This window comes from Pseudomonas sp. GW456-12-10-14-LB2 (genome assembly GCF_002884345.1).
Lineage (GTDB): Bacteria > Pseudomonadota > Gammaproteobacteria > Pseudomonadales > Pseudomonadaceae > Aquipseudomonas > Aquipseudomonas paraglycinae.
On the sequence record NZ_POHV01000033.1, the window covers coordinates 23,010 to 45,708 of the forward strand.

Genomic DNA, 22,699 nt, shown 5'->3' on the forward strand with positions numbered 1-22,699 from the left:
TCAAGCGAAAGCCCCGGCTGGTGTGAGTCGGGGCTTTTTTGTGCCTGAGGGTTTTTCGTTGCTCTTCAGGGCCTTTTCGCGAGCAGTTAATGCCTCGGTTGGCAGGCATAAAAAAGCCCCGCACTTCTCACGAAGGCGGGGCTTTTTGCGGATCAGGATCAGAACAAATCGATCGGCGCCTGTTCATCCGCCGGCAGCGGACTGCCCGGAACTGTGCCGTTGCCGATCTCATTGACCGACGGTGGCGTGTCCTCAGCCTTGAACAGCTCGAAGTACGCGCCTGGTGTGCTCGGCGATGCCGCACGACCGCTGACCGGATCCACCCGCAGGCTGAGGATGCCTTCCGGCTCCGGCTGGACGTGCGGCGGCTTGTCCTTGAGCGCGGCGGCCATGTAGTTCATCCAGATCGGCAGTGCCACGGTGCCGCCGAACTCTCGGCGACCGAGGCTTTCCGGCTGGTCGAAACCGGTCCACACGGTGGTCACGTAGTCGGCGTTGTAGCCGGAGAACCACGCGTCCTTGGATTCGTTGGTGGTACCGGTCTTGCCGGCGATGTCGCTGCGGCCCAGGGCCAGTGCGCGACGACCGGTGCCGAGCTTGATCACGTCCTGCAACATGCTGTTGAGGATGTAAGTGGTACGGCCATCGACGATACGCTCGGCGACTGCTGGAGCTTGCGGCACAGCCGCGCTGCCCGGCGCTTCACCCGGAACCGGCGCGGCATTGACGGTAAACGATTCGGTAGCGGGTGCCGCGATGCCATCGGTGGCCGCGCCGCCCTGCGGTACGGTCGGCGGGTTGGCGACGAACAGCGTATCGCCGTTGCGGCTTTCGATCTTGTCGATGATGTACGGGGTGATCTTGTAGCCGCCGTTGGCGAAGGTGCTCCAGCCGGTGGCGATTTCCATCGGCGTCAGGGTCGCGGTGCCCAGCGCCAGGGACAGGTTTGGCGGCAGGTCCTGCTTGTTGAAGCCGAAACGGGTGATGTAGTCGATGGTCTTGCCCACGCCCATCGCCTGCAGCAGTCGGATCGAAACCAGGTTGCGCGACTTGTACAGCGCTTCACGCAGACGGATCGGGCCGAGGAAGGTGTTGGTGTCGTTCTTCGGACGCCAGACCTTGTCCAGGTACTCGTCGACGAACACGATCGGCGCGTCGTTGACCAGGCTGGCGGCGGTGTAGCCGTTATCCAGTGCGGCGCTGTAGACGAAAGGCTTGAAGCTCGAGCCCGGCTGACGCTTGGCCTGCATCGCACGGTTGTAGTTGCTCTGCTCGAAGGCGAAGCCGCCGACCAGCGAACGGATCGCGCCGTTCTGCGGATCCAGCGACACCAGCGCGCCTTGCGCCTGCGGAATCTGGCTGAACTTCAGCGAATTGTTCGGCTGGCGCTGCACGCGAATCAGGTCGCCGATTTGTGCCACATCCGACGGCTGACGCGGCGCGGCACCCATGCTGTTGGTGTTGAGGAACGGGCGTGCCCATTTCATGGTGTCCCATGCCACGTGCTCTTCGCCGGTGCGGGTCAGCACTTGCAGGCCGTTCTTGTCGACCTGGGTGACGATGGCCGGTTCGAGGCTGCTGATGGTGCGTTGCTTGGTCAGTTCGGTGGCCCAGGCTTCGCGGGTCTTGCCCGGCAGGCGCGATTCAGGACCACGGTAGCCGTGACGCTGATCGTAGGTCATCAGGCCTTCGTGCAGCGCGGTGTTGGCCATTTCCTGGAGGTTGCTCGGCACCGTGGTGGTGACGCGGAAACCTTCGGTATAGGCGTCGCTGCCGTAGCGGCCGACCATTTCGGCACGGGCCATCTCGGCGATGTACGGCGCGTTCACTTCCGGAGTCGGCACGTGATAGCTGGCGTTCAGCGGTTCGTTGATCGCGGCGGTGTAGTCGGCCTCGGTGATCTTGCCGAGCTTGTACATGCGGCCGAGGATCCAGTCGCGACGCTCCTTGCTGCGCGCCGGGTTGGCCAGCGGGTTGAAACGCGACGGGGCTTTAGGCAGGCCGGCGATCATCGCCATCTGCGCCAGGCTGACTTCGCGGATCGACTTGCCGTAATACACCTGTGCCGCCGCCTCGATGCCGTAGGCGCGGTTGCCCAGATAGATCTTGTTCACGTACAGCTCAAGGATCTCGTCCTTGGTCAGCTGGCGTTCGATCTGCAGGGCGAGAAGGATTTCAGTGGTCTTGCGCGAGAAGCTGCGCTCGCTGGTCAGGAAGAAGTTCTTCGCCACCTGCATGGTGATGGTGCTGCCGCCGGACTGGATGTGCCCGCTCTTGACCAGTTGCGTCGCGGCACGCATCAGGCTGCTCGGATCGACGCCATAGTGATTGGCGAAGTTGTCGTCTTCAGCACTTAGTAACGCATTGATGAAATTGGGGGGAATGTCGGCGAAACGGATCGGTGTGCGGCGCATTTCGCCAAATTCTGCGATCAACTTGTTGTCGCTGCTGTAGACCCGGAGCGGAATCTGCAACTGAATGCTTCTCAGCGCCTCCACAGATGGCAAACCCGGACTAAGGTAAAGAAACGCGCCGCTGAGACCTAAAAGCAGTCCGCAGAAAACGGCGACGATGGACCAACCGAAAAATTTCAGCAGACGAATCAAGGCTTTTGGACATCCACGGCAAATAATGAATTGGGCGACAGGGTCCCGGCTAACACACAGAACGACCCGCGCCGGCAGTAAAAAGCGGAAAAAAACGCTGGGCATTATAAGCACTTTTCCGCTGGGGGCGTCATTTGCGCTTCTGTCAAGACGGGGCGAGGGAACGCAATGCGCATTACAGAGTCCGTAACTCACGGAAAGTCATAGGGAATTGGTAGTGCTAGGACTCTTCAATAAAAAGGCCAATACGTTACTGGGGATCGATATCAGCTCCACGTCGGTGAAGCTACTGGAGCTGAGCCGTCAGGGGGAGCGCTACCGGGTCGAGGCGTACGCGGTGGAGCCGTTGCCGGCCAACGCCGTGGTCGAAAAGAACATCGCCGAGCTCGAGGGCGTTGGCCAGGCTCTGTCCCGGGTGCTGGTCAAGGCGCGCACCGGGCTGAAAGCCGTGGCGGTGGCGGTGGCTGGATCTGCGGTGATCACCAAGGTCATCGAGATGGACGCCGGGCTGTCCGACGACGAGCTGGAAAACCAGCTCAAGATCGAAGCCGATCAATACATTCCCTATCCACTGGATGAGGTCGCCATCGACTTCGAAGTCCAGGGCGTTTCGCCGCGCAACCCCGAACGGGTCAACGTGCTGCTGGCCGCCTGTCGCAAGGAAAACGTCGAAGTCCGCGAAGCGGCGCTTGCACTGGCCGGGCTGACGGCGCGGGTGGTGGATGTCGAGGCTTATGCGCTGGAGCGCTCGTTCGGCCTGCTGGCCACGCAACTGGCCGCGTCACAGGATCGGCTGACGGTGGCCGTGGTCGACATCGGCGCCACCATGACCACCCTCAGCGTCCTGCACAACGGCCGGATCATCTATACCCGCGAACAGCTGTTCGGCGGTCGACAGCTGACCGAGGAAATTCAGCGCCGTTATGGCCTGACCCTTGAGCAGGCGGGGCTCGCCAAGAAACAGGGCGGTCTGCCGGACGACTACGTCAGCGAGGTGCTGCAACCGTTTCGCGAGGCGCTGGTGCAGCAGGTGTCGCGCTCCCTGCAGTTCTTTTTCGCCTCCGGCCAGTACAACGCCGTCGACCATATTCTGCTGGCCGGCGGCACGGCGTCGGTGCCCGGGCTCGATCGGCTGATCGAAGAGCGTCTGAACACCCCGACCCAGGTCGCCAACCCGTTTTCCGACATGGCCTTGAGCAGCAAGGTCAACGCCGGGGCCCTGGCGAGCGATGCGCCGGCCCTGATGATTGCCTGCGGGCTCGCGCTCAGGAGTTTCGACTGATGGCGCGGATCAACCTTTTACCCTGGCGCGAGGAGCGCCGCGAAGAACGGCGCAAACGCTTCCTGCTGGCCTTGACCGGCGTGGTGGTCGGTTCGGTGGGGGCGGTGCTCATTGCCGATCAGATCATCAGCGCCGCCATCGCGCGGCAGGTCGCGCGCAATGACTACATCGGCAAGCAGATCGCCGTGGTCGACGAACGGATCAAGCAGATCAGCGAGCTCAAGGCCCATCGTCAGCAACTGGTAGAGCGCATGCGCATCATCCAGGACTTGCAGGGCAACCGGCAGATCAGCGGGCGGATCTTCGATCAGCTGGCGCGCACCTTGCCCGACGGGGTGTATTTCACCGACGTGAAAATGGTCGGCAAGACCCTGTCGATCAGCGGCGCGGCGGAGTCGAACAATCGGGTGTCCGACCTGATGCGCAACCTTGATGCCTCCGACTGGTTCGATGCGCCCAACCTCAATGAAGTGAAAGCCACCACCGCTGGCCAGGTGGATCAGGCCAACGTCTTCCAGCTGACCGTTCGCCAGACTCGACCCCGGATCGAGGAGGACGACCAATGAAGCCGTCCGAGTGGCTGGACAGCCTGCGCAATGTCGATTTCAACGACCTGGACACCAGCAACATCGGCTCGTGGCCGCCAGTGGTCAAAACCCTGGCCGGCGGGCTGTTGATGGTGCTGGTCCTGGCGCTTGGCTATAACTTTTTCATCAGTGACCTGGAGAACCAGCTCGAGCTCAAGCGTGAGGAGGAGGTCACCCTCAAGGAGCAATTCGCGAGCAAGGCGCGCATGGCGGCCAATCTGGAGCTGTACACCCAGCAGATGAAAGAGATGGAAAACTCGTTCGGCGTGCTGTTGCGACAACTGCCCAGTGACACCGAGGTGCCAGGGTTGCTGGAAGACATCACACGTACCGGGTTGGGTAGCGGTCTTGAATTCGAAGAGATCAAACTGCTGCCGGAGGTCACCCAGCAATTCTACATCGAGCTGCCCATCCAGATCACCGTGACCGGGGCCTATCACGACCTTGCCACCTTCGTCAGCGGCGTGGCCGGGCTGCCCCGCATCGTCACCCTGCACGATTTCGAGCTGGCGCCAGCCAATCCTGAAGGTGGGCCGAAGCTGCGCATGAGCATCCTCGCCAAGACCTACCGCTATAACGACAAGGGGCTGCAGAAATGAGCCCGATCCGTTTTATCGCCTTGTCGGCATTGTTATTGATGCTCGGTGGCTGTGGCGGCGATGACTTCAGTGACCTCGACGCCTACATGAATGAAGTGCGCCTGCGTCCGCCGGGCAAGATCGAGCCGACCCCGACCTTCCGCTCCTACCCGACATTCACCTACAGCGCCGCCAACCTGCGCAGTCCGTTTTCGCGTCAGCTACGGGTCGATCTGGCCGGGCAGAAACACGGCTCGCGGGACGTGAAACCTGATCCCAACCGGGTCAAGCAATACCTCGAAGGTTTCAACATCGAGCAGTTCGAAATGGTCGGCACGATTGCCAACGCCTCCGGTTCCTTCGCTTTGCTGCGGGGGGCGGGCGGGGTTCATCGGCTAAAGGTCGGCGATTACCTGGGGCGCAACGACGGGCGGATCGTTGCGATCAGCGCTTCACAGGTCGAGGTGGTGGAAATCGTTCCGGATGGCCAGGGCGCCTGGCTTGAGCGGCCGCGCACCATTCCTTTGAAAGAGCACTCATAAGTGGAAGTCGAATAATGAACAGGATTTTTTCCACCCTCGGTTTTTCGCTATGGATGGCGCTGCTTTCACCGATGGTACAGGCAGCCAATCTGAAGGCGCTGGACGTCGCGGCACTGCCGGGCGACCGGGTCGAGCTGAAGCTGTCATTCGACGGCCCGCCTCCGCAGCCCAAGGGCTACACCACCGACTCGCCGGCACGGATTGCCCTCGATCTGCCAGGTGTTGCCAGTCAACTGGCGAGCAAGACTCGCGATCTGGGCAGTGGCAATGCCCGCACGGCCACGGTGGTCGAGGCCAATAACCGGACGCGGCTGATCATCAGCCTGACGCAACTGGCGCCGTACGACACCCGGGTCGAAGGCAATACGGTGTTCGTGGTGGTCGGGCAAGGCAGCAAAGCCGTTGCCCAGCGTACGGCGGCTCGTGCGCCGCGCGCAGCACCTGCGGCAGCGCCGGTCCGCACGTTTGCGCCGACCGCCAGGGCCATTCGCGGCGTCGATTTCCAGCGTGGTACGGCAGGTGAGGGCAATGTGGTCATTGATCTGTCCGACCCGGCCATTGCCCCGGACATTCAGGAACACGACGGCAAGATCATCCTCAATTTCGCGCGTACCCAATTGCCCGAGCCGCTGCGGGTGCGCCTCGACGTCAAGGATTTCGCCACCCCGGTGCAGTTCGTCAATGCCGGTGTCAGCGGTGATCGGGCGACGATCACCGTCGAACCCAGCGGTACTTTCGACTATTCCACTTACCAGACCGACAACAAGCTGACTGTCAGCATCCGGCCGTTGACCGTCGATGACCTGCAAAAGCGCAACGCCGACCGCAACAGCTATAACGGCGAAAAGCTCTCTCTCAACTTTCAGGACATCGATGTGCGTTCGGTGCTGCAACTGATCGCCGACTTCACCAACCTCAATCTGGTGGCCAGCGATACGGTGCAGGGCGGCATTACCTTGCGCCTGCAGAACGTGCCGTGGGATCAGGCGCTGGATCTGGTGCTCAAGACCAAAGGCCTGGACAAGCGCAAGGTCGGCAATGTGCTGCTGGTGGCGCCGGCAGATGAAATCGCCGCCCGCGAACGGCAGGAACTGGAATCGCAGAAACAGATCGCCGAACTGGCGCCGCTGCGCCGCGAACTGCTGCAAGTGAACTACGCCAAGGCTGCGGACATCGCCAAGCTGTTCCAGTCGGTCACCAGTGCCGAGGCCAAGGTCGACGAACGGGGTTCGATCACCGTCGATGAACGGACCAACAACATCATTGCCTACCAGACCCAGGATCGCCTCGACGAGCTGCGGCGGATCGTGGCGCAGCTGGATATCCCGGTGCGTCAGGTGATGATCGAGGCGCGGATCGTCGAGGCCAACGTCGATTACGACAAGAGCCTGGGCGTGCGCTGGGGCGGCTCGATCCAGAACAAGGGCAACTGGAACACGTCCGGGGTCAGCAACGGTTCCTCGACCACCATCGGCACGCCGGGCAGCACCAGCACCAACTCGCCGTTCGTCGACATGGGCACGGTCAACAACACGTCCGGGATCGGCATCGCCTTCATCACCGACAACGTCTTGCTCGACCTTGAGCTGACCGCGATGGAGAAGACCGGCAACGGCGAAATCGTCTCGCAGCCCAAAGTGGTCACCTCCGACAAGGAAACCGCAAAGATCCTCAAGGGCACCGAGATTCCGTATCAGGAAGCCAGCTCCAGCGGCGCTACGTCGGTGTCCTTCAAGGAGGCGTCGCTGTCGCTGGAAGTGACGCCGCAGATCACCCCGGACAACCGCATCATCATGGAGGTCAAGGTCACCAAGGACGAACCGGACTACCTGAACAAAGTGCAGGATGTACCGCCGATCAAGAAAAACGAGGTCAACGCCAAGGTGCTGGTGAACGACGGCGAGACCATCGTGATCGGGGGCGTTTTCTCAAATACTCAGAGCAAGGTTGTAGATAAGGTGCCATTTCTTGGCGATGTGCCGTATCTTGGCCGCCTTTTCCGGCGTGATGTGGTTTCGGAGAAAAAATCCGAGCTGCTGGTATTTCTCACTCCGCGTATCATGAATAACCAGGCGATTGCTGTGAGTCGTTGATTCTGTGCGAAATTTGATTCTTGTAGGACCGATGGGGGCTGGAAAAAGCACCATCGGCCGATTACTGGCCAAAGAGCTGCGCCTGCCGTTCAAGGATTCCGACAAGGAAATTGAACTGCGTACGGGCGCCAATATCCCGTGGATCTTCGACAAGGAAGGCGAGCCCGGCTTTCGTGACCGTGAGCAGGCGATGATCGCCGAGCTGTGCGCGTTCGACGGCGTGGTGCTGGCGACCGGTGGCGGCGCCGTGATGCGCGATGCCAACCGCAAGGCCCTGCACGAGGGCGGGCGGGTGGTGTATCTGCACGCCTCCGTCGAACAGCAGGTCGGCCGCACCTCTCGCGACCGCAACCGGCCGTTGCTGCGCACCGCCAATCCGGAGAAAACCTTGCGCGATCTGCTGGCGATCCGTGATCCGCTCTATCGGGAAATCGCCGATCTGGTGGTGGAAACCGACGAGCGGCCACCGCGCATGGTCGTGCTCGATATTCTCGACCGCCTGCAGCAACTTCCGCCCCGTTAAAGCGCCGCACGAAATGCGCTATCCTCGGCGACCTGTAATGGCCGCCAAGGGTTGTGGCGGATGGCGTGCGAGTGGCGTCACACCAGCACATGCCGTGAACATTCGATAATTCCAGGCAGGACGCCTGCTTCATCTTCATCGTGGGGACACATGCAGACACTCAAGGTCGACCTAGGCGAGCGCAGCTACCCGATTCACATTGGCGAAGGATTACTGGACCAGCCTGAACTGCTGGCCCCGCATATCCACGGGCGGCAAGTGGCAATCATCTCCAACGAGACCGTTGCGCCGCTCTATCTCGAACGTCTGACCCGCAGCCTGGCGCAGTTCTCGGTGGTTTCCGTGGTGCTGCCCGACGGCGAAGCCTTCAAGAACTGGGAAACCCTGCAACTGATCTTCGACGGCCTGCTGACCGCCCGTCATGACCGTCGCACCACGGTGATCGCCCTCGGCGGCGGTGTGATCGGCGACATGGCCGGTTTCGCGGCCGCCTGCTACCAGCGCGGCGTCGATTTCATCCAGATTCCTACCACGCTGCTGTCCCAGGTCGATTCGTCGGTGGGCGGCAAGACCGGGATCAACCATCCGCTGGGCAAGAACATGGTTGGCGCGTTCTATCAGCCGAACGTGGTGCTGATCGATACCGCGTCCCTGAAAACCCTGCCAGCGCGCGAGCTGTCGGCCGGTCTGGCGGAAGTCATCAAGTACGGTCTGATCTGCGACGAGCCGTTCCTGACCTGGCTCGAAGACAACGTCGACGCCCTGCGTGCGCTGGATCAAACGGCCCTGACCTATGCCATCGAGCGCTCCTGCGCCGCCAAGGCTGCAGTGGTCGGCGCCGACGAGAAGGAAACCGGCGTACGGGCCACGCTCAATCTCGGCCACACCTTTGGCCACGCCATCGAAACCCACATGGGCTATGGTGTCTGGTTGCATGGCGAAGCGGTCGCCGCTGGCACCGTGATGGCGCTGGAAATGTCCGCGCGCCTGGGCTGGATCAGTGAGCAGGAGCGCGATCGCGGCATTCGCCTGTTCAAGCGTGCCGGTCTGCCGGTGGTTCCGCCGGAAGAGATGACCGAAGCCGATTTTCTTGAACACATGGCAATTGACAAAAAAGTGATCGACGGTCGCTTGCGCCTGGTGCTGCTGCGCCGGATGGGCGAAGCGGTGGTGACCGACGATTATCCGAAAGAGGTTCTACAGGCCACGCTGGGAGCGGATTACCGCGCTCTGGCTCAGCTTAAAGGTTAATAAGATTCCGATGACTAGTTTGCATGCCGACGAGGCGTTCCTCGGCCATTTCCAGTTAAGTCACGACCCTTTCGCGCCGCGGGTGCCGGGCTTCAAATTCTTCCCGGCCCAGCGCAAGCCGGTGCTGGGTCAGTTGCATCATCTGGCGCGTTACAGCCAGTTGCTGCTGGTGGTCACCGGCCCGCAGGGCAGCGGCAAGACCCTGCTGCGTCAGGCGCTGGTTGCCAGCACCAACAAGCAATCGGTGCAGAGCGTCGTCGTTTCCGCCCGTGGCGCCGGCGATGCAGCTGGTGTGCTGCGCCAGATCGCCCAGGCGCTGGACGTGGCCCAGGCCGAAGTCGGGGCGATCCTCGATCAGGTCGTGCAGCTGGCGCTGACCGGTCAGGAAGTCTATCTGCTGGTGGACGATGCCGAGCAGCTCGACGAGTCCGCGCTTGAAGCCTTGATGGCGCTGGGCGCCGGCGCGCCGGAAGGCCGCCCGCATGTGTTCCTGTTCGGTGAGTCGTCGCTGATCGCGCAGCTCGAGGCTTTGCACCTCGAGGAAGAGCGCTTCCACGTCATCGAATTGCAGCCGTACACCGAAGAAGAAACCCGCGAGTATCTCGACCAGCGGCTAGAAGGCGCGGGCCGGGGTGTCGAACTTTTCACCGCGGATCAGATCTCTGATATTCACGAAAGCTCCGAGGGTTGGCCGGGCAACATCAACCAGGTTGCTCGCGATGCTCTGATCGAAGTCATGATTGCCAGCCGCTCTGCGGTCAAGCGTCCAAGTATGGGGTTCAACATGCCGAAGAAACACGTATTGGCGATTTCCGCCGTCGTTGTGGTCGCGGTCGCTGCCGCCTGGCTGATGCCGGGTCGCAACAAGGCACCGACCACCGGTGCGCCGGCCAACGAGCAGGCGCAACTGCCCTTGGGCCAGGGTACGCCGCAAGCGGGTGGCGCACCGTCCGTCGAATTCAACGGCAATACCCAGCCGATGCCGCTGCCATTGGTCGGCAACTCGCAGCCGGTAATGCGCGGTCCGCTGGCTGAAGCCGCGGGTGGTATCACTGAAGGCGACGACGGTGTGCCGGTTGAAGGCTCCAGCAACACGCCGCCGACCGTGACCACCACTGCGCCACCGGCGGGCGTTCAGGCCGGCCCTGCACCGACCCCGGTTCCAGTTCCGGCACCGAAGCCGACCCCGGCGCCGACTCAGGTCGCTACCGCCAAACCTGCTCCTGTTCCGGCAGCTCCAGCAGCGAAACCGGCTCCGGCGCCTGCCAAGCCTGTTGCCGCCGCCAAACCGGCCGAGAAGCCGGTCACCGTCGCCAAGGCTGCCGGTGGCAGCTGGTACGCCGGTCAGCCGACCAGCAACTACGTGGTGCAGATCCTTGGTACCAGCTCCGAAGCGACCGCGCAAAACTTCGTCAAGGAACAGGGCGGCGAGTACCGTTATTTCAAGAAAGTCCTCAACGGCAAGCCTCTCTACGTGATCACCTACGGCAACTTCGCCAATCGTGATGCAGCCGTTTCTGCCATCAAGGCCTTGCCAGCGAAGGTTCAGGCTGGTAAACCTTGGCCTCGCACTGTCGCCAGCGTCCAACAGGAACTGGCAACAACTCGCTGAAGATTCGGCGGCCTTACCCAGGCCGCCTCTCCAAGCACCTCAAAATTTCTACAAGTGCGCGCCGCCCTTACGGGTCGCGTGCCTTGTGGTGTCTGCGTCACAGTAGTCTTTGAGTCGTTGCGGTCAAAACTAAAAAAGTTTTGACTAGCACAGCAGATCGCTTTAAACCTTTCACAAATGCGACATGAATTTGCGACATTTCGTCGTCAAATTTGTGAGCCTCTGTGTCGCTGTGTACAATGACCACCCTTTTGCCCCCGCTAAGCCGGCGTACGTTCGGCGCGAGATGCAAGTGGTTGAATTGAAAAGAAATTTGCCTCGAAAAGAGGCAGCCTGGTGAGAAAGTGTCTATGAAAGCAGGTCTGTACCAACCAGATGAATTCAAGGATAACTGCGGTTTCGGCCTGATAGCCCATATGCAGGGCGAACCCAGTCATACCCTTTTGCAAACGGCCATCGAGGCCCTGACCTGCATGACCCACCGCGGTGGGATTAATGCCGACGGCAAGACCGGTGACGGTTGCGGTCTGCTGATTCAAAAGCCCGACGCGTTCCTGCGTGCCATTGCCCAGGAAACCTTCAGCGTCGAGCTGCCCAAGCAATATGCCGTGGGCATGGTCTTCTTCAATCAGGATCCGGCCAAGGCCGAAGCCGCTCGCGAGAACATGAACCGCGAGATCCTGGCCGAAGGCCTGCAATTGATCGGCTGGCGTAAAGTGCCGATCGACACCAGCGTCCTCGGCCGCCTGGCCCTTGAGCGCCTGCCACAGATCGAGCAGGTGTACATCGGCGGCGAAGGCCTGAGCGATCAGGACATGGCGGTCAAGCTGTTCAGCGCCCGTCGTCGTTCGTCGGTGGCCAACGCCGCCGACACCGACCACTACATCTGCAGCTTTTCCCACAAGACCATCATCTATAAAGGCCTGATGATGCCGGCCGACCTGGCCGCGTTTTATCCGGACCTGAGTGACGAGCGCCTGCAAACCGCGATCTGCGTGTTCCACCAGCGCTTCTCCACCAACACCCTGCCGAAATGGCCGCTGGCCCAGCCATTCCGCTTCCTCGCCCATAACGGCGAGATCAACACCATCACCGGCAACCGCAACTGGGCCCAGGCCCGTCGCACCAAGTTCACCAACGATCTGATGGATCTGGAAGAACTCGGCCCGCTGGTCAACCGTGTCGGTTCCGACTCCTCGAGCATGGACAACATGCTTGAGCTGATGGTCACCGGCGGCATCGACCTGTTCCGTGGCGTGCGGATGATCATTCCGCCAGCGTGGCAGAACGTCGAAACCATGGACCCGGATCTGCGTGCGTTCTACGAGTACAACTCGATGCACATGGAGCCGTGGGACGGCCCGGCTGGCGTGGTAATGACCGACGGTCGCTACGCGGTGTGCCTGCTCGACCGTAACGGTCTGCGTCCGGCGCGCTGGGTCACCACCACCAACGGTTTCATCACCCTCGCGTCGGAAATCGGCGTGTGGGACTACAAGCCTGAGGACGTGATTGCCAAAGGCCGTGTCGGCCCGGGCCAGATCTTCGCCGTGGACACCGAAACCGGGCAGATCCTCGACACCGACGCGATCGACAACCGTCTCAAATCCCGTCATCCGTACAAGCAATGGCTGCGCAAGAATGCCCTGCGCATCCAGGCGACCATGGAAGACAACGATCACGGTTCGGCTTTCTACGACGTCGATCAGCTCAAGCAATACATGAAGATGTATCAGGTCACGTTCGAAGAGCGCGATCAGGTACTGCGTCCGCTCGGCGAGCAAGGCTATGAGGCCGTGGGCTCGATGGGCGACGACACGCCGATGGCCGTGCTGTCCCAGCGCGTGCGCACGCCGTACGACTATTTCCGCCAGCAGTTCGCGCAGGTGACCAACCCGCCGATCGACCCGCTGCGTGAAGCGATCGTGATGTCGCTGGAGATCTGCCTCGGTGCCGAGCGCAACATCTTCCAGGAATCGCCGGAACACGCCTCGCGCGTGATCCTCAGCTCGCCGGTCATTTCCCCGGCCAAGTGGCGCTCGCTGATGAACCTCGACCGCCCGGGTTTCGAGCGGCAGATCATCGACCTCAACTACGACGAAAGCGTCGGCCTCGAAGCGGCGATCCGCAACGTCGCCGATCAGGCTGAAGAAGCCGTGCGCGCCGGTCGTACCCAGATCGTACTGAGCGATCGCCATATCGCTCCTGGCAAACTGCCGATCCACGCCTCGCTGGCCACCGGCGCGGTGCACCACCGCCTGACCGAAAAAGGCCTTCGCTGCGACTCCAACATCCTGGTTGAAACCGCCACCGCACGCGATCCGCACCACTTCGCCGTGCTGATCGGTTTCGGCGCCTCGGCGGTCTATCCGTTCCTCGCGTACGAAGTGCTGGGCGACCTGATCCGTACCGGTGAAGTGCTGGGCGACCTCTATGAGGTGTTCAAGAACTACCGCAAAGGCATCACCAAAGGTCTGTTGAAGATCCTGTCGAAGATGGGCATCTCGACCATCGCGTCCTATCGCGGTGCTCAGCTGTTCGAAGCCATCGGCCTGTCCGAAGAAGTCTGCGACCTGAGCTTCCGTGGCGTGCCGAGCCGCATCAAAGGTGCGCGTTTCATCGACATCGAAGCCGAGCAGAAAGCACTGGCCACCGAAGCCTGGAGTCCGCGCAAGCCGATCCAGCAGGGCGGTCTGCTGAAGTTCGTCCACGGTGGCGAATATCACGCGTACAACCCGGACGTGGTCAACACCCTGCAAGCCGCCGTGCAGCAGGGCGACTACGCCAAATTCAAGGAATACACCTCGCTGGTGGACAACCGTCCGGTGTCGATGATCCGTGACCTGTTCAAGGTCAAGACCCTCGACACGCCGCTGGACATCAGTGAAGTCGAGCCGCTGGAATCGGTGCTCAAGCGCTTCGACTCCGCCGGTATCTCGCTGGGCGCCCTGTCGCCGGAAGCTCACGAAGCCCTGGCCGAAGCCATGAACCGCCTCGGTGCGCGTTCCAACTCCGGCGAAGGCGGCGAAGACCCGGCCCGCTACGGCACCATCAGGAGCTCGAAAATCAAGCAGGTCGCGACCGGCCGTTTCGGGGTGACCCCGGAGTACCTGGTCAACGCCGAAGTGCTGCAGATCAAGGTCGCCCAGGGCGCCAAGCCGGGCGAGGGCGGGCAACTGCCGGGCGGTAAAGTGAACGGGTTGATCGCCAAACTGCGTTACGCAGTGCCGGGCGTGACCCTGATTTCGCCACCGCCGCACCACGACATCTACTCGATCGAAGACTTATCGCAGTTGATCTTTGACCTGAAACAGGTCAACCCGAAGGCGCTGGTTTCGGTGAAACTCGTGGCTGAAGCAGGCGTCGGCACCATCGCCGCCGGTGTGGCCAAGGCCTACGCGGACTTGATCACCATCTCCGGCTACGACGGTGGCACCGGTGCTTCGCCGCTGACCTCGATCAAATACGCTGGCGCTCCGTGGGAACTCGGCCTGGCCGAAACCCACCAGACCCTGCGCGGCAACGACCTGCGCGGCAAGGTTCGGGTACAGACCGACGGCGGCCTGAAGACCGGCCTCGACGTGATCAAGGCTGCGATCCTCGGCGCCGAAAGCTTCGGCTTCGGTACTGCACCGATGATCGCGCTGGGCTGCAAATACCTGCGTATCTGCCACCTGAACAACTGCGCTACCGGCGTCGCGACTCAGAACGAGAAGTTGCGCAAGGATCACTACATCGGCACCGTCGACATGGTGGTGAACTTCTTCACCTACGTCGCCGAAGAAACCCGTGAGTGGCTGGCCAAGCTGGGCGTGCGTTCCCTCGAAGAGCTGATCGGCCGTACCGATCTGCTGGAAATCCTCGAAGGCCAGACCGCCAAGCAACATCACCTGGATCTGACTCCGCTGCTGGGCAGCGACCACATCCCGGCGGACAAACCTCAGTTCTGCGGCGTCGAGCGCAACCCGCCCTTCGACCAGGGCCTGTTGGCCGAGAAAATGGTCGAGATGGCGACGTCGGCGATCAACGACCTCAGCGGCGCCGAATTCGATCTGGATATCTGCAACTGCGACCGTTCGATCGGCGCACGGATCTCCGGCGAAATCGCGCGCAAGCACGGCAACCAGGGCATGGCCAAAGCGCCGATCACCTTCCGCTTCAAGGGCACTGCCGGTCAGAGCTTCGGCGTGTGGAACGCCGGCGGTCTGAACATGTACCTGGAAGGCGACGCCAACGACTACGTCGGCAAAGGCATGACCGGTGGCAAGCTGACCATCGTGCCGCCGAAGGGCAGCGTTTATAAGACTCAGGAAAGCGCCATCATCGGCAACACCTGCCTGTACGGCGCCACGGGCGGCAAGCTGTTCGCCGCCGGCACCGCAGGCGAGCGTTTCGCTGTGCGCAACTCCGGTGCCCACACGGTCGTGGAAGGCACTGGCGATCACTGCTGTGAGTACATGACCGGTGGTTTTGTCTGCGTTCTGGGCAAGACCGGTTACAACTTCGGCTCTGGCATGACCGGCGGTTTCGCCTACGTGCTCGATCAGGACAACACCTTCGTTGACCGGGTCAACCACGAACTGGTGGAAATCCAGCGGATCAGCGGCGAGGCGATGGAAGCCTATCGCAGCCACCTGCAGAACGTGCTGAACGAGTACGTCGCGGAAACCGACAGCGAGTGGGGTCGTGAGCTCGCCGAGAACCTCGATGACTACCTGCGTCGTTTCTGGCTGGTCAAGCCGAAGGCTGCCAACCTGAAGTCGTTGCTTTCCAGCACCCGTGCCAACCCGCAGTGATATGCGCCTGAAGAGTTTGATGAGGTTTTAACAATGGCTGAACGTCTGAATAACGACTTCCAGTTCATCGATGTCGGGCGCAAGGATCCGAAGAAGAAACTGTTGCGTCAACGCAAGAAAGAGTTCGTGGAAATCTACGAACCGTTCAAACCCCAGCAGTCGGCCGACCAGGCCCACCGCTGCCTGGGTTGCGGCAACCCGTATTGCGAATGGAAGTGCCCGGTGCACAACTTCATTCCGAACTGGCTAAAGCTGGTGGCCGAGGGCAACATCCTCCAGGCCGCCGAGCTGTCGCACCAGACCAACACTCTGCCGGAAGTCTGTGGCCGGGTGTGCCCGCAGGATCGTCTGTGCGAGGGTGCCTGCACCCTCAACGACGGTTTCGGTGCGGTGACCATCGGTTCGGTCGAGAAGTACATCACCGACACCGCGTTCGCCATGGGCTGGCGCCCGGACATGTCCAAGGTCAAACCGACCGGCAAGCGTGTCGCGATCATCGGTGCAGGCCCGGCGGGCCTCGGTTGTGCCGACGTGCTGGTGCGTGGTGGCGTGACCCCGGTGGTGTTCGACAAGAACCCGGAAATCGGCGGTCTGCTGACCTTCGGCATCCCCGAGTTCAAGCTTGAGAAGACCGTGCTGAGCAATCGCCGCGAAGTCTTCACCGGCATGGGCATCGAATTCCGCCTCAACACCGAGGTCGGCAAGGACGTGACCATGGAGCAACTGCTCGCCGAATACGATGCCGTGTTCATGGGCATGGGCACCTACACCTACATGAAAGGCGGTTTTGCCGGTGAAGATCTGCCGGGCGTTTATGACGCGCTGGACTTCCTGATCGCCAACGTCAACCGCAACCTGGGCTTTGAAAAGTCGCCGGAAGATTTCGTCGACATGAAAGGCAAGAAGGTAGTGGTGCTGGGCGGTGGCGACACGGCGATGGACTGCAACCGCACGTCGATCCGCCAGGGCGCCAAGTCGGTGACCTGCGCTTATCGTCGTGACGAAGCGAACATGCCCGGCTCGCGCAAAGAGGTGAAAAACGCCAAGGAAGAAGGCGTGAAATTCCTCTACAACCGCCAGCCGATCGCCATCGTCGGCGAAGACAAGGTCGAAGGCGTGAAAGTGGTCGAGACCCGTCTCGGCGAACCGGACGCCCGTGGCCGTCGCAGCCCCGAGCCGATCCCGGGCTCCGAAGAGATCATCCCGGCCGACGCCGTGGTCATCGCTTTCGGTTTCCGTCCGAGCCCGGCGCCGTGGTTCGAGCAGTTCGAGATCCAGACCGACAGCCAGGGCCGCGTCGTTGCGCCTGAGCAAGGTCAGTACAAGCACCAGACCAGCAACCCGAAAATCTTCGCCGGTGGCGACATGGTGCGCGGTTCCGACCTGGTGGTGACGGCGATCTTCGAAGGCCGCAATGCAGCTGAAGGGATTCTGGATTACCTGGGCGTCTAAACCCTCATCCTGAGCCAATGATCGTTCCCACGTCGAGGCGTCGAACCGTCTGCGTGGGAATGCCTCCCGGGACGCTCTGCGTCCCAAAAGGCGTGACGCGGAGCGTCACTGGCGGCGTTACCACGCGGAGCGTGGGAACGATCTTCTGTGAAAAAAACGCGACAAATTGACCCGATAGACAAAAGGCTGACCTGCATCCGTGCCTTTTGCGTCGCGCTCTGAGAAAATGCCCGCACTTTTTTTCCGGATGCCGACATGACTGCCCTGAAGAACGACCGTTTCCTCCGCGCCCTGCTCAAGCAACCCGTAGACGTCACCCCTGTGTGGATGATGCGCCAGGCCGGCCGCTACCTGCCGGAATACCGCGCCAGCCGCGCCCAGGCCGGTGATTTCATGAGCCTGTGCATGAATCCGGAATTCGCCTGCGAAGTCACGCTGCAACCGCTGGACCGCTATCCGCAACTGGACGCGGCGATCCTGTTCTCCGACATCCTCACCATTCCCGATGCCATGGGCCAGGGCCTGTACTTCGAGACCGGTGAAGGTCCGCGCTTCAAGAAAGTCGTCAGCACCCTGGCCGACATCGAAGCCCTGCCGATCCCGGATCCGCACAAAGATCTCGGTTATGTGATGGACGCGGTCAGCACCATCCGCCGCGAGCTGAACGGCCGTGTACCGCTGATCGGTTTCTCCGGGAGCCCGTGGACCCTCGCCACGTACATGGTCGAAGGCGGCTCGTCGAAAGACTTCCGCAAGACCAAGGCGATGCTCTACGACAACCCGCAAGCCATGCACCTGCTGCTGGACAAGCTGGCGCAGTCGGTGACTTCTTACTTGAACGGCCAGATCCAGGCCGGCGCGCAAGCGGTGCAGATCTTCGATACCTGGGGCGGCAACCTGTCGGCGGCGGCGTATCAGGAATTCTCCCTGGCCTACATGAAGAAAATCGTCAGCGGCCTGATCCGCGAGCACGACGGTCGCAAGGTGCCGGTGATCCTCTTCACCAAGAACGGCGGCCTGTGGCTGGAAAGCATCGCCGACGCCGGCGCCGACGCACTGGGTCTGGACTGGACCTGCGACATCGGCAACGCCCGCGCCCGCGTCGGCGACAAGGTCGCGCTGCAAGGCAACATGGACCCGACCGTGCTGTACGCCAAACCTGAAGCGATCCGCACCGAAGTCGGACGCATCCTCGCCAGCTACGGTAAAGGCAGCGGCCATGTGTTCAACCTCGGCCACGGCATCACCCCGGAAGTCGACCCGGAACACGCCGGCGCGTTCCTGCGTGCGGTGCATGAGTTGTCGGCGCAGTATCACGAGTAATCGGCGCTCAGCGCTAAAGGTAGAAAACAAAAACGCCCGGCTTATGCCGGGCGTTTTTTGTGGGTGTGAATCAGGCTTTGACGCCACCGAGCGGCGGCAGCTTCGCCAGCTTCAACGCCACCAACAGCGCCACCAGCAACAGCGCGCCGATGAACAGGCCGATCCCGTTCCACCCGGCAAGGTGCCAGAACACTCCGCCGGCCGTCCCGGCGATGCTCGACCCGGCGTAATAGCTGAACAGGTACAACGACGACGCCTGGCCCTTGGCCTTGAGCGCCCGGCGGCCGATCCAGCTGCTGGCGACCGAGTGCGCGGCGAAGAAGCCGAAGGTGAAGATCAGCATGCCGATGATCACCAGCGGCAGCGGTGTGAACATGGTCAGGGCGAGGCCGGCGAACATCAGCGCGATGGTCGCCCACAGCACTTTGCGGCGGCCCAGTTTGTCGGCCAGCGAACCGATTTTCGCCGAGCTGTAGATACCCGACAGGTACACCACCGACAGCAGCCCTACAAACACTTGATCCATGTGGTACGGCTCGGCCAGCAGGCGATAACCGATGTAGTTGAACAACGTGACGAACGCGCCCATCAGCACGAACGCTTCGAGGAACAGCAACGGCAGGCCGGCATCGCGAAAGTGCATGGTGAAGCCGTCGAGCAGGCTGCGCGGATGCAGCGAGCGGGAGCGGAAGTTGCGCGATTCCGGCAGGATTTTCCAGAACACCGCCGCCGCAATCAGCGCCAGGCCGCCGATCACCATCATCGCTGTGTGCCAGCTGACGAAGTCGATCAGCACACCGGTGATCAACCGCCCGCTCATGCCGCCAATCGCGTTGCCGCCGATGTACAAACCCATCGCCAGCCCGATGTGCTGCGGATGGATTTCCTCGCTCAGGTACGTCATCGCCACCGCCGCCAGGCCACTCAATGACAGCCCGATCAGCGCACGCATGATCAGCACGCCGTGCCAGCTCGGCATCATCGAACTGGCGATGGTGCATAGCGCAGCAGCAAACAGCGCGGCGACCATCACCGGTTTGCGCCCGACCCGATCGGAAATCGGGCCGGTGATCAGCAGACCGAACGCCAGCATGCCGGTGGCCACCGACAGGATCAGGCTGCTCTGCGCAGCGTTGATCGAATACTCGTGGGACAGCAGCGGCATCATCGGCTGCACGCAGTACAGCAGGGCGAAGGTGGCGAAGCCGCCACTGAACAGCGCGAGCACCGTGCGCATGAACGCGGGCGTGCCTTTCTCGATGTAGATCTCTTGCAGCTCGGTCAGCACATCGTCCGCCGAAGCGGGCGGGACTTCATGGGCCAGTGGAGCGACGGCGGTTTTCACATCAGACCTCGGAGGGCGCGGGCAGGCAGGCAATGAAAAAATCATATAGCTGGCTAATGTTTCTATCCAATATATTGTTCGACCTGTTTGATAGCTTTCACGACCTAATGGGGTGTTCATGGAATTGCGTCATCTGCGCTACTTCATCGCCGTCGCCGAAGAACTGCACTTCGGCCGCGCCGCGCAGGTACTGGGCATCTCCCAGCCACCGCTGAGCCAGCAGATCCAGGCACTGGAACAGGAAGTCGGCGCGCGACTGTTCGAGCGTACCAATCGTCGGGTCGAGCTCAGCGAGGCCGGGCGGTTGTTTCTGGAGGAAGCACGGCTGGTGCTCGCACAAGTCGATAAAGCGGCCGACGTGGCCCGCCGTGCACAGCTCGGCGAGCTGGGAGAGTTGAAGATCGGTTTCACCTCTTCGGCGCCGTTCAACTCGACCATTCCCCAGGCAATTTTTTCCTTCCGCCAGCGTTTCCCGGCCGTGCACCTGAACCTGCGCGAGATGAGCAGCACCATGGTGGCCGATGCGTTGGTGGACGAATCGATCGAGGTCGGCATCATGCGCCCGCTGGGCCTGCCGGATTCGCTCAGCGTGGTCGAACTGATGCGCGAGCCGCTGGTGGCCGTGCTCAGCTCCAAACATCCGTTGGCGCAGGGCTCTGAAGAGGGGCTGTTCCTCTCGGCGCTGGCCCTCGAGCCGTTCGTGTTCTTCCCGCGCAGCTACGGCAGTGGTCTGTATTCGCAGTTGATCAGTCTGGCCCGCGATGCCGGGTTCAGCCCGCACTTCGCCCAGGGGGCCGGTGAAGCCATGACCATCATCGGCCTGGTGGCAGCGGGTCTGGGCGTGTCGGTCATGCCGGCGTCGTATCAGCGGATGCGCATCGACGGCGTGGTCTACCGACCGCTGCTCGATCCCGAAGCCGTGACGGCGGTGTGGCTGGTGCAGCGCAAAGACCAGAAATCACCGATGGCCAAGGCGTTTGTCGAACTGCTCACGCGCAAGCTTGAAGCCGGTTGATCAGGGCAGCCGCACCAGATCACCCTTCAACGCCACTCGCGTCACAAAGATGCCGGCGCGACATTCGTAAGTGTTCAGATCCTTGCGCACATGCTGGTCGTAGTAGCTGACGATGTTGGTCACCGCATTCGCCCCGACACGCTTGGCCTCGGCCTGCAGCGCAATCAGATTCGACTGCAACACCCACTCGCAGGAGTCGTGATCGCTCTTGTTGAAGCCGTTGGTCTTCAAATCGCTGACCACCCCGCGCCGCAACAACCGCTGAGTGCCCTGAGGCCCGTTGCCGACCAGATAAAACTTCACACTGCCATCCAGCCGCCCGGCGCGCATTGCATCCGACACGACTGTTTCGAACGGCATGTACATCAGATTGGTGGCGTGGCTGGCACTGGGGAGCAGGCCGAGAAGGGCGGCGGTGATCAGGGCTTTCGCTTGCATGGTCGTCTCCTTGACGGTGAAAGAGAACCGCGAGTACTTGACCGACCGGGCTCGCCCTTCCGGCAGGCACTGTGTATTGGCCTGTTTGAGCGAGTGTAGTTGTGGTGAACAGGTTTGGTTGGCTCGACTCCGTACATTTCGAGTAACGGAACTGTCGTAGGGAATATGGCCGTTGTTGCGCAAAATCAGTTCTTTTTCAAACGAGTGTCACGGATGCCACTTCGATATCAGCCTAAGGAGGGCAGCGTTTTGATTTGCGATTTCAGGGGTTATGAAATCCCCGAGATGGTCAAAGTCAGACCTGTTGTTGTGATACGTAAACATCGAACCAACAGCCTGTTGGTAACAGTGGTGCCGCTAAGTACTACCGCCTCTGATTGCATGCTCGGGCACCATCTCGAACTTGCAAGTCACCTTCAGGGAGCCAGCCCGACCTGTTGGGCAAAGTGCGACATGATTGCCACGGTCAGTCTCTCGCGGCTTGATCGGATCAAAAGCCGGGATCGGCAAGGCAAGCGCATTTACCTGATCTCACATCTTGCAACAGACGAGTTTCACGCCATTAAAACTGCGGTCAGACGGGCGTTGGGACTGTGATGGCAACGGAAGTGGCGCATCGAAGCCAAATGCCAGCCGTTGCTCGGCATGAGGTTTCAGGCAATACTGCCGGCGTTCCCGAAAGGGGCTTGTGAGACTCTGAGGATCCTGGGCAACCAGCCATCGCAGAGCCAGACAGGTGAGAGGCGATGACAAGCCAACCTGTTTGTGAAAGGGCGCCGAAAGGCGCCCTTTGTCGTTTCCGGCCGTTACTGAACCGTCGCCAGATCGCCCTTCAACGCTACGCCCGCCATGATGGCGCCCGCGTGGCATTCGTAGGTTTTCGCATCCTTGCGCTCGTTGCTCTTGTAGAAGCTGACGATGTTGGTCACGGCGTTGGCGCCGGCGTTTTTTGCGGCCTGGTGCAGGCTGATGATCGCCGATTGCACGACCCACTCGCAGGCTTCCTGGTCGGTCTTGTTGAAGGCGTTGGTCTTCTTGTTGGTCACGGCGCCGGGGCTGACGACAGTGACCTTGCCGGCCGGGGCGTTGCCCGCCAGATAGAACTTCACGCTGCCGTCGATCTTGCCGGTGCGGGTCGCTTCGGCGACGGCCTTGTCGAACGGCAGGTACACCGCCGTGTCACGGGCCTGGCTGACGGCCGGCATGGCGCAGATGATCAGGGTGGCAGCGAGTTTCTTGAAGTGCATGGAGGTCTC

The 22,699-nt window shown here is 61.6% G+C and carries 17 protein-coding genes; 13 read left to right on the forward strand and 4 right to left on the reverse strand.

The window, feature by feature from the left end; genetic code table 11:
- Window positions 1–158 precede the first annotated feature (158 nt).
- Entirely contained in the window at window positions 159–2,606 is a 2,448-nt protein-coding gene (locus tag C1X29_RS21315; RefSeq protein WP_102718300.1) for a penicillin-binding protein 1A, read from the reverse strand.
- 217 nt (window positions 2,607–2,823) lie between these two features.
- On the opposite strand from C1X29_RS21315, the gene C1X29_RS21320 reads away from it, so the two are divergent.
- The 11 genes from C1X29_RS21320 (at window position 2,824) to hemE (ending at window position 18,645) form a co-directional block, all read left to right on the forward strand.
- Complete coding sequence (locus C1X29_RS21320) at window positions 2,824–3,888, forward strand: pilus assembly protein PilM (protein ID WP_102718301.1); 1,065 nt, start codon at window positions 2,824–2,826, stop codon at window positions 3,886–3,888.
- The gene (locus C1X29_RS21325) at window positions 3,888–4,454 is read left to right on the forward strand and encodes a PilN domain-containing protein (protein WP_007952387.1); all 567 of its coding nucleotides are present in this window, start codon (window positions 3,888–3,890) and stop codon (window positions 4,452–4,454) included. The genes C1X29_RS21320 and C1X29_RS21325 overlap by 1 nt, the downstream gene beginning before the upstream one ends.
- Window positions 4,451–5,074 (forward strand): type 4a pilus biogenesis protein PilO, encoded by a 624-nt coding sequence (gene pilO / locus C1X29_RS21330; RefSeq protein ID WP_085746418.1) that lies wholly within the window; start codon window positions 4,451–4,453, stop codon window positions 5,072–5,074. Before C1X29_RS21325 ends, pilO begins: the two co-directional genes overlap by 4 nt.
- Window positions 5,071–5,595 (forward strand): pilus assembly protein PilP, encoded by a 525-nt coding sequence (locus C1X29_RS21335; protein WP_007952383.1) that lies wholly within the window; start codon window positions 5,071–5,073, stop codon window positions 5,593–5,595. The genes pilO and C1X29_RS21335 overlap by 4 nt, the downstream gene beginning before the upstream one ends.
- A 14-nt stretch (window positions 5,596–5,609) precedes the next feature.
- Window positions 5,610–7,688 carry a type IV pilus secretin PilQ gene (gene pilQ / locus C1X29_RS21340; protein ID WP_102686849.1) on the forward strand — a complete coding sequence of 693 codons (2,079 nt, stop codon included), beginning with the start codon at window positions 5,610–5,612 and terminating at the stop codon, window positions 7,686–7,688.
- A 4-nt stretch (window positions 7,689–7,692) separates the two neighbouring features.
- The gene (aroK, locus tag C1X29_RS21345) at window positions 7,693–8,211 is read left to right on the forward strand and encodes a shikimate kinase AroK (RefSeq protein WP_045121685.1); all 519 of its coding nucleotides are present in this window, start codon (window positions 7,693–7,695) and stop codon (window positions 8,209–8,211) included.
- A 150-nt stretch (window positions 8,212–8,361) separates the two neighbouring features.
- Complete coding sequence (gene aroB, locus C1X29_RS21350) at window positions 8,362–9,462, forward strand: 3-dehydroquinate synthase (RefSeq protein ID WP_102718302.1); 1,101 nt, start codon at window positions 8,362–8,364, stop codon at window positions 9,460–9,462.
- Between the two features lie 10 nt (window positions 9,463–9,472).
- Window positions 9,473–11,074, forward strand: coding sequence for an AAA family ATPase (locus C1X29_RS21355; RefSeq protein WP_102718303.1), 1,602 nt, complete (start codon window positions 9,473–9,475; stop codon window positions 11,072–11,074).
- 350 nt (window positions 11,075–11,424) lie between these two features.
- On the forward strand, window positions 11,425–15,870 hold the full coding sequence (gene gltB, locus C1X29_RS21365) for a glutamate synthase large subunit (RefSeq protein ID WP_102718304.1): 4,446 nt from the start codon (window positions 11,425–11,427) through the stop codon (window positions 15,868–15,870).
- A gap of 33 nt (window positions 15,871–15,903) precedes the next feature.
- The gene (locus C1X29_RS21370) at window positions 15,904–17,322 is read left to right on the forward strand and encodes an FAD-dependent oxidoreductase (protein WP_007909438.1); all 1,419 of its coding nucleotides are present in this window, start codon (window positions 15,904–15,906) and stop codon (window positions 17,320–17,322) included.
- Between the two features lie 255 nt (window positions 17,323–17,577).
- On the forward strand, window positions 17,578–18,645 hold the full coding sequence (gene hemE, locus C1X29_RS21375; RefSeq protein ID WP_007952372.1) for a uroporphyrinogen decarboxylase: 1,068 nt from the start codon (window positions 17,578–17,580) through the stop codon (window positions 18,643–18,645).
- Window positions 18,646–18,715: 70 nt separating this feature from the next.
- Here the strand turns inward: hemE and C1X29_RS21380 are convergent, their stop codons facing one another.
- The gene (locus C1X29_RS21380) at window positions 18,716–19,990 is read right to left on the reverse strand and encodes an MFS transporter (protein ID WP_102718305.1); all 1,275 of its coding nucleotides are present in this window, start codon (window positions 19,988–19,990) and stop codon (window positions 18,716–18,718) included.
- Between the two features lie 118 nt (window positions 19,991–20,108).
- Here C1X29_RS21380 and C1X29_RS21385 point away from each other — a divergent pair, with 118 nt between their 5' ends.
- Complete coding sequence (locus C1X29_RS21385; protein WP_102718316.1) at window positions 20,109–21,005, forward strand: LysR family transcriptional regulator; 897 nt, start codon at window positions 20,109–20,111, stop codon at window positions 21,003–21,005.
- Here the strand turns inward: C1X29_RS21385 and C1X29_RS21390 are convergent, their stop codons facing one another.
- Window positions 21,006–21,443: an excinuclease gene (locus C1X29_RS21390; RefSeq protein WP_102718306.1), complete on the reverse strand. Its 438-nt coding sequence runs from the start codon at window positions 21,441–21,443 to the stop codon at window positions 21,006–21,008.
- A gap of 165 nt (window positions 21,444–21,608) precedes the next feature.
- Between C1X29_RS21390 and C1X29_RS21395 the strand changes: the two genes are divergently transcribed.
- Window positions 21,609–22,040, forward strand: a complete 432-nt coding sequence (locus C1X29_RS21395) for a type II toxin-antitoxin system PemK/MazF family toxin (RefSeq protein ID WP_256584382.1) — start codon at window positions 21,609–21,611, stop codon at window positions 22,038–22,040.
- Window positions 22,041–22,249: 209 nt separating this feature from the next.
- Here C1X29_RS21395 and C1X29_RS21400 read toward each other — a convergent pair whose 3' ends face one another.
- Window positions 22,250–22,690, reverse strand: coding sequence for an excinuclease (locus C1X29_RS21400; protein ID WP_102686839.1), 441 nt, complete (start codon window positions 22,688–22,690; stop codon window positions 22,250–22,252).
- Window positions 22,691–22,699 lie beyond the last annotated feature (9 nt).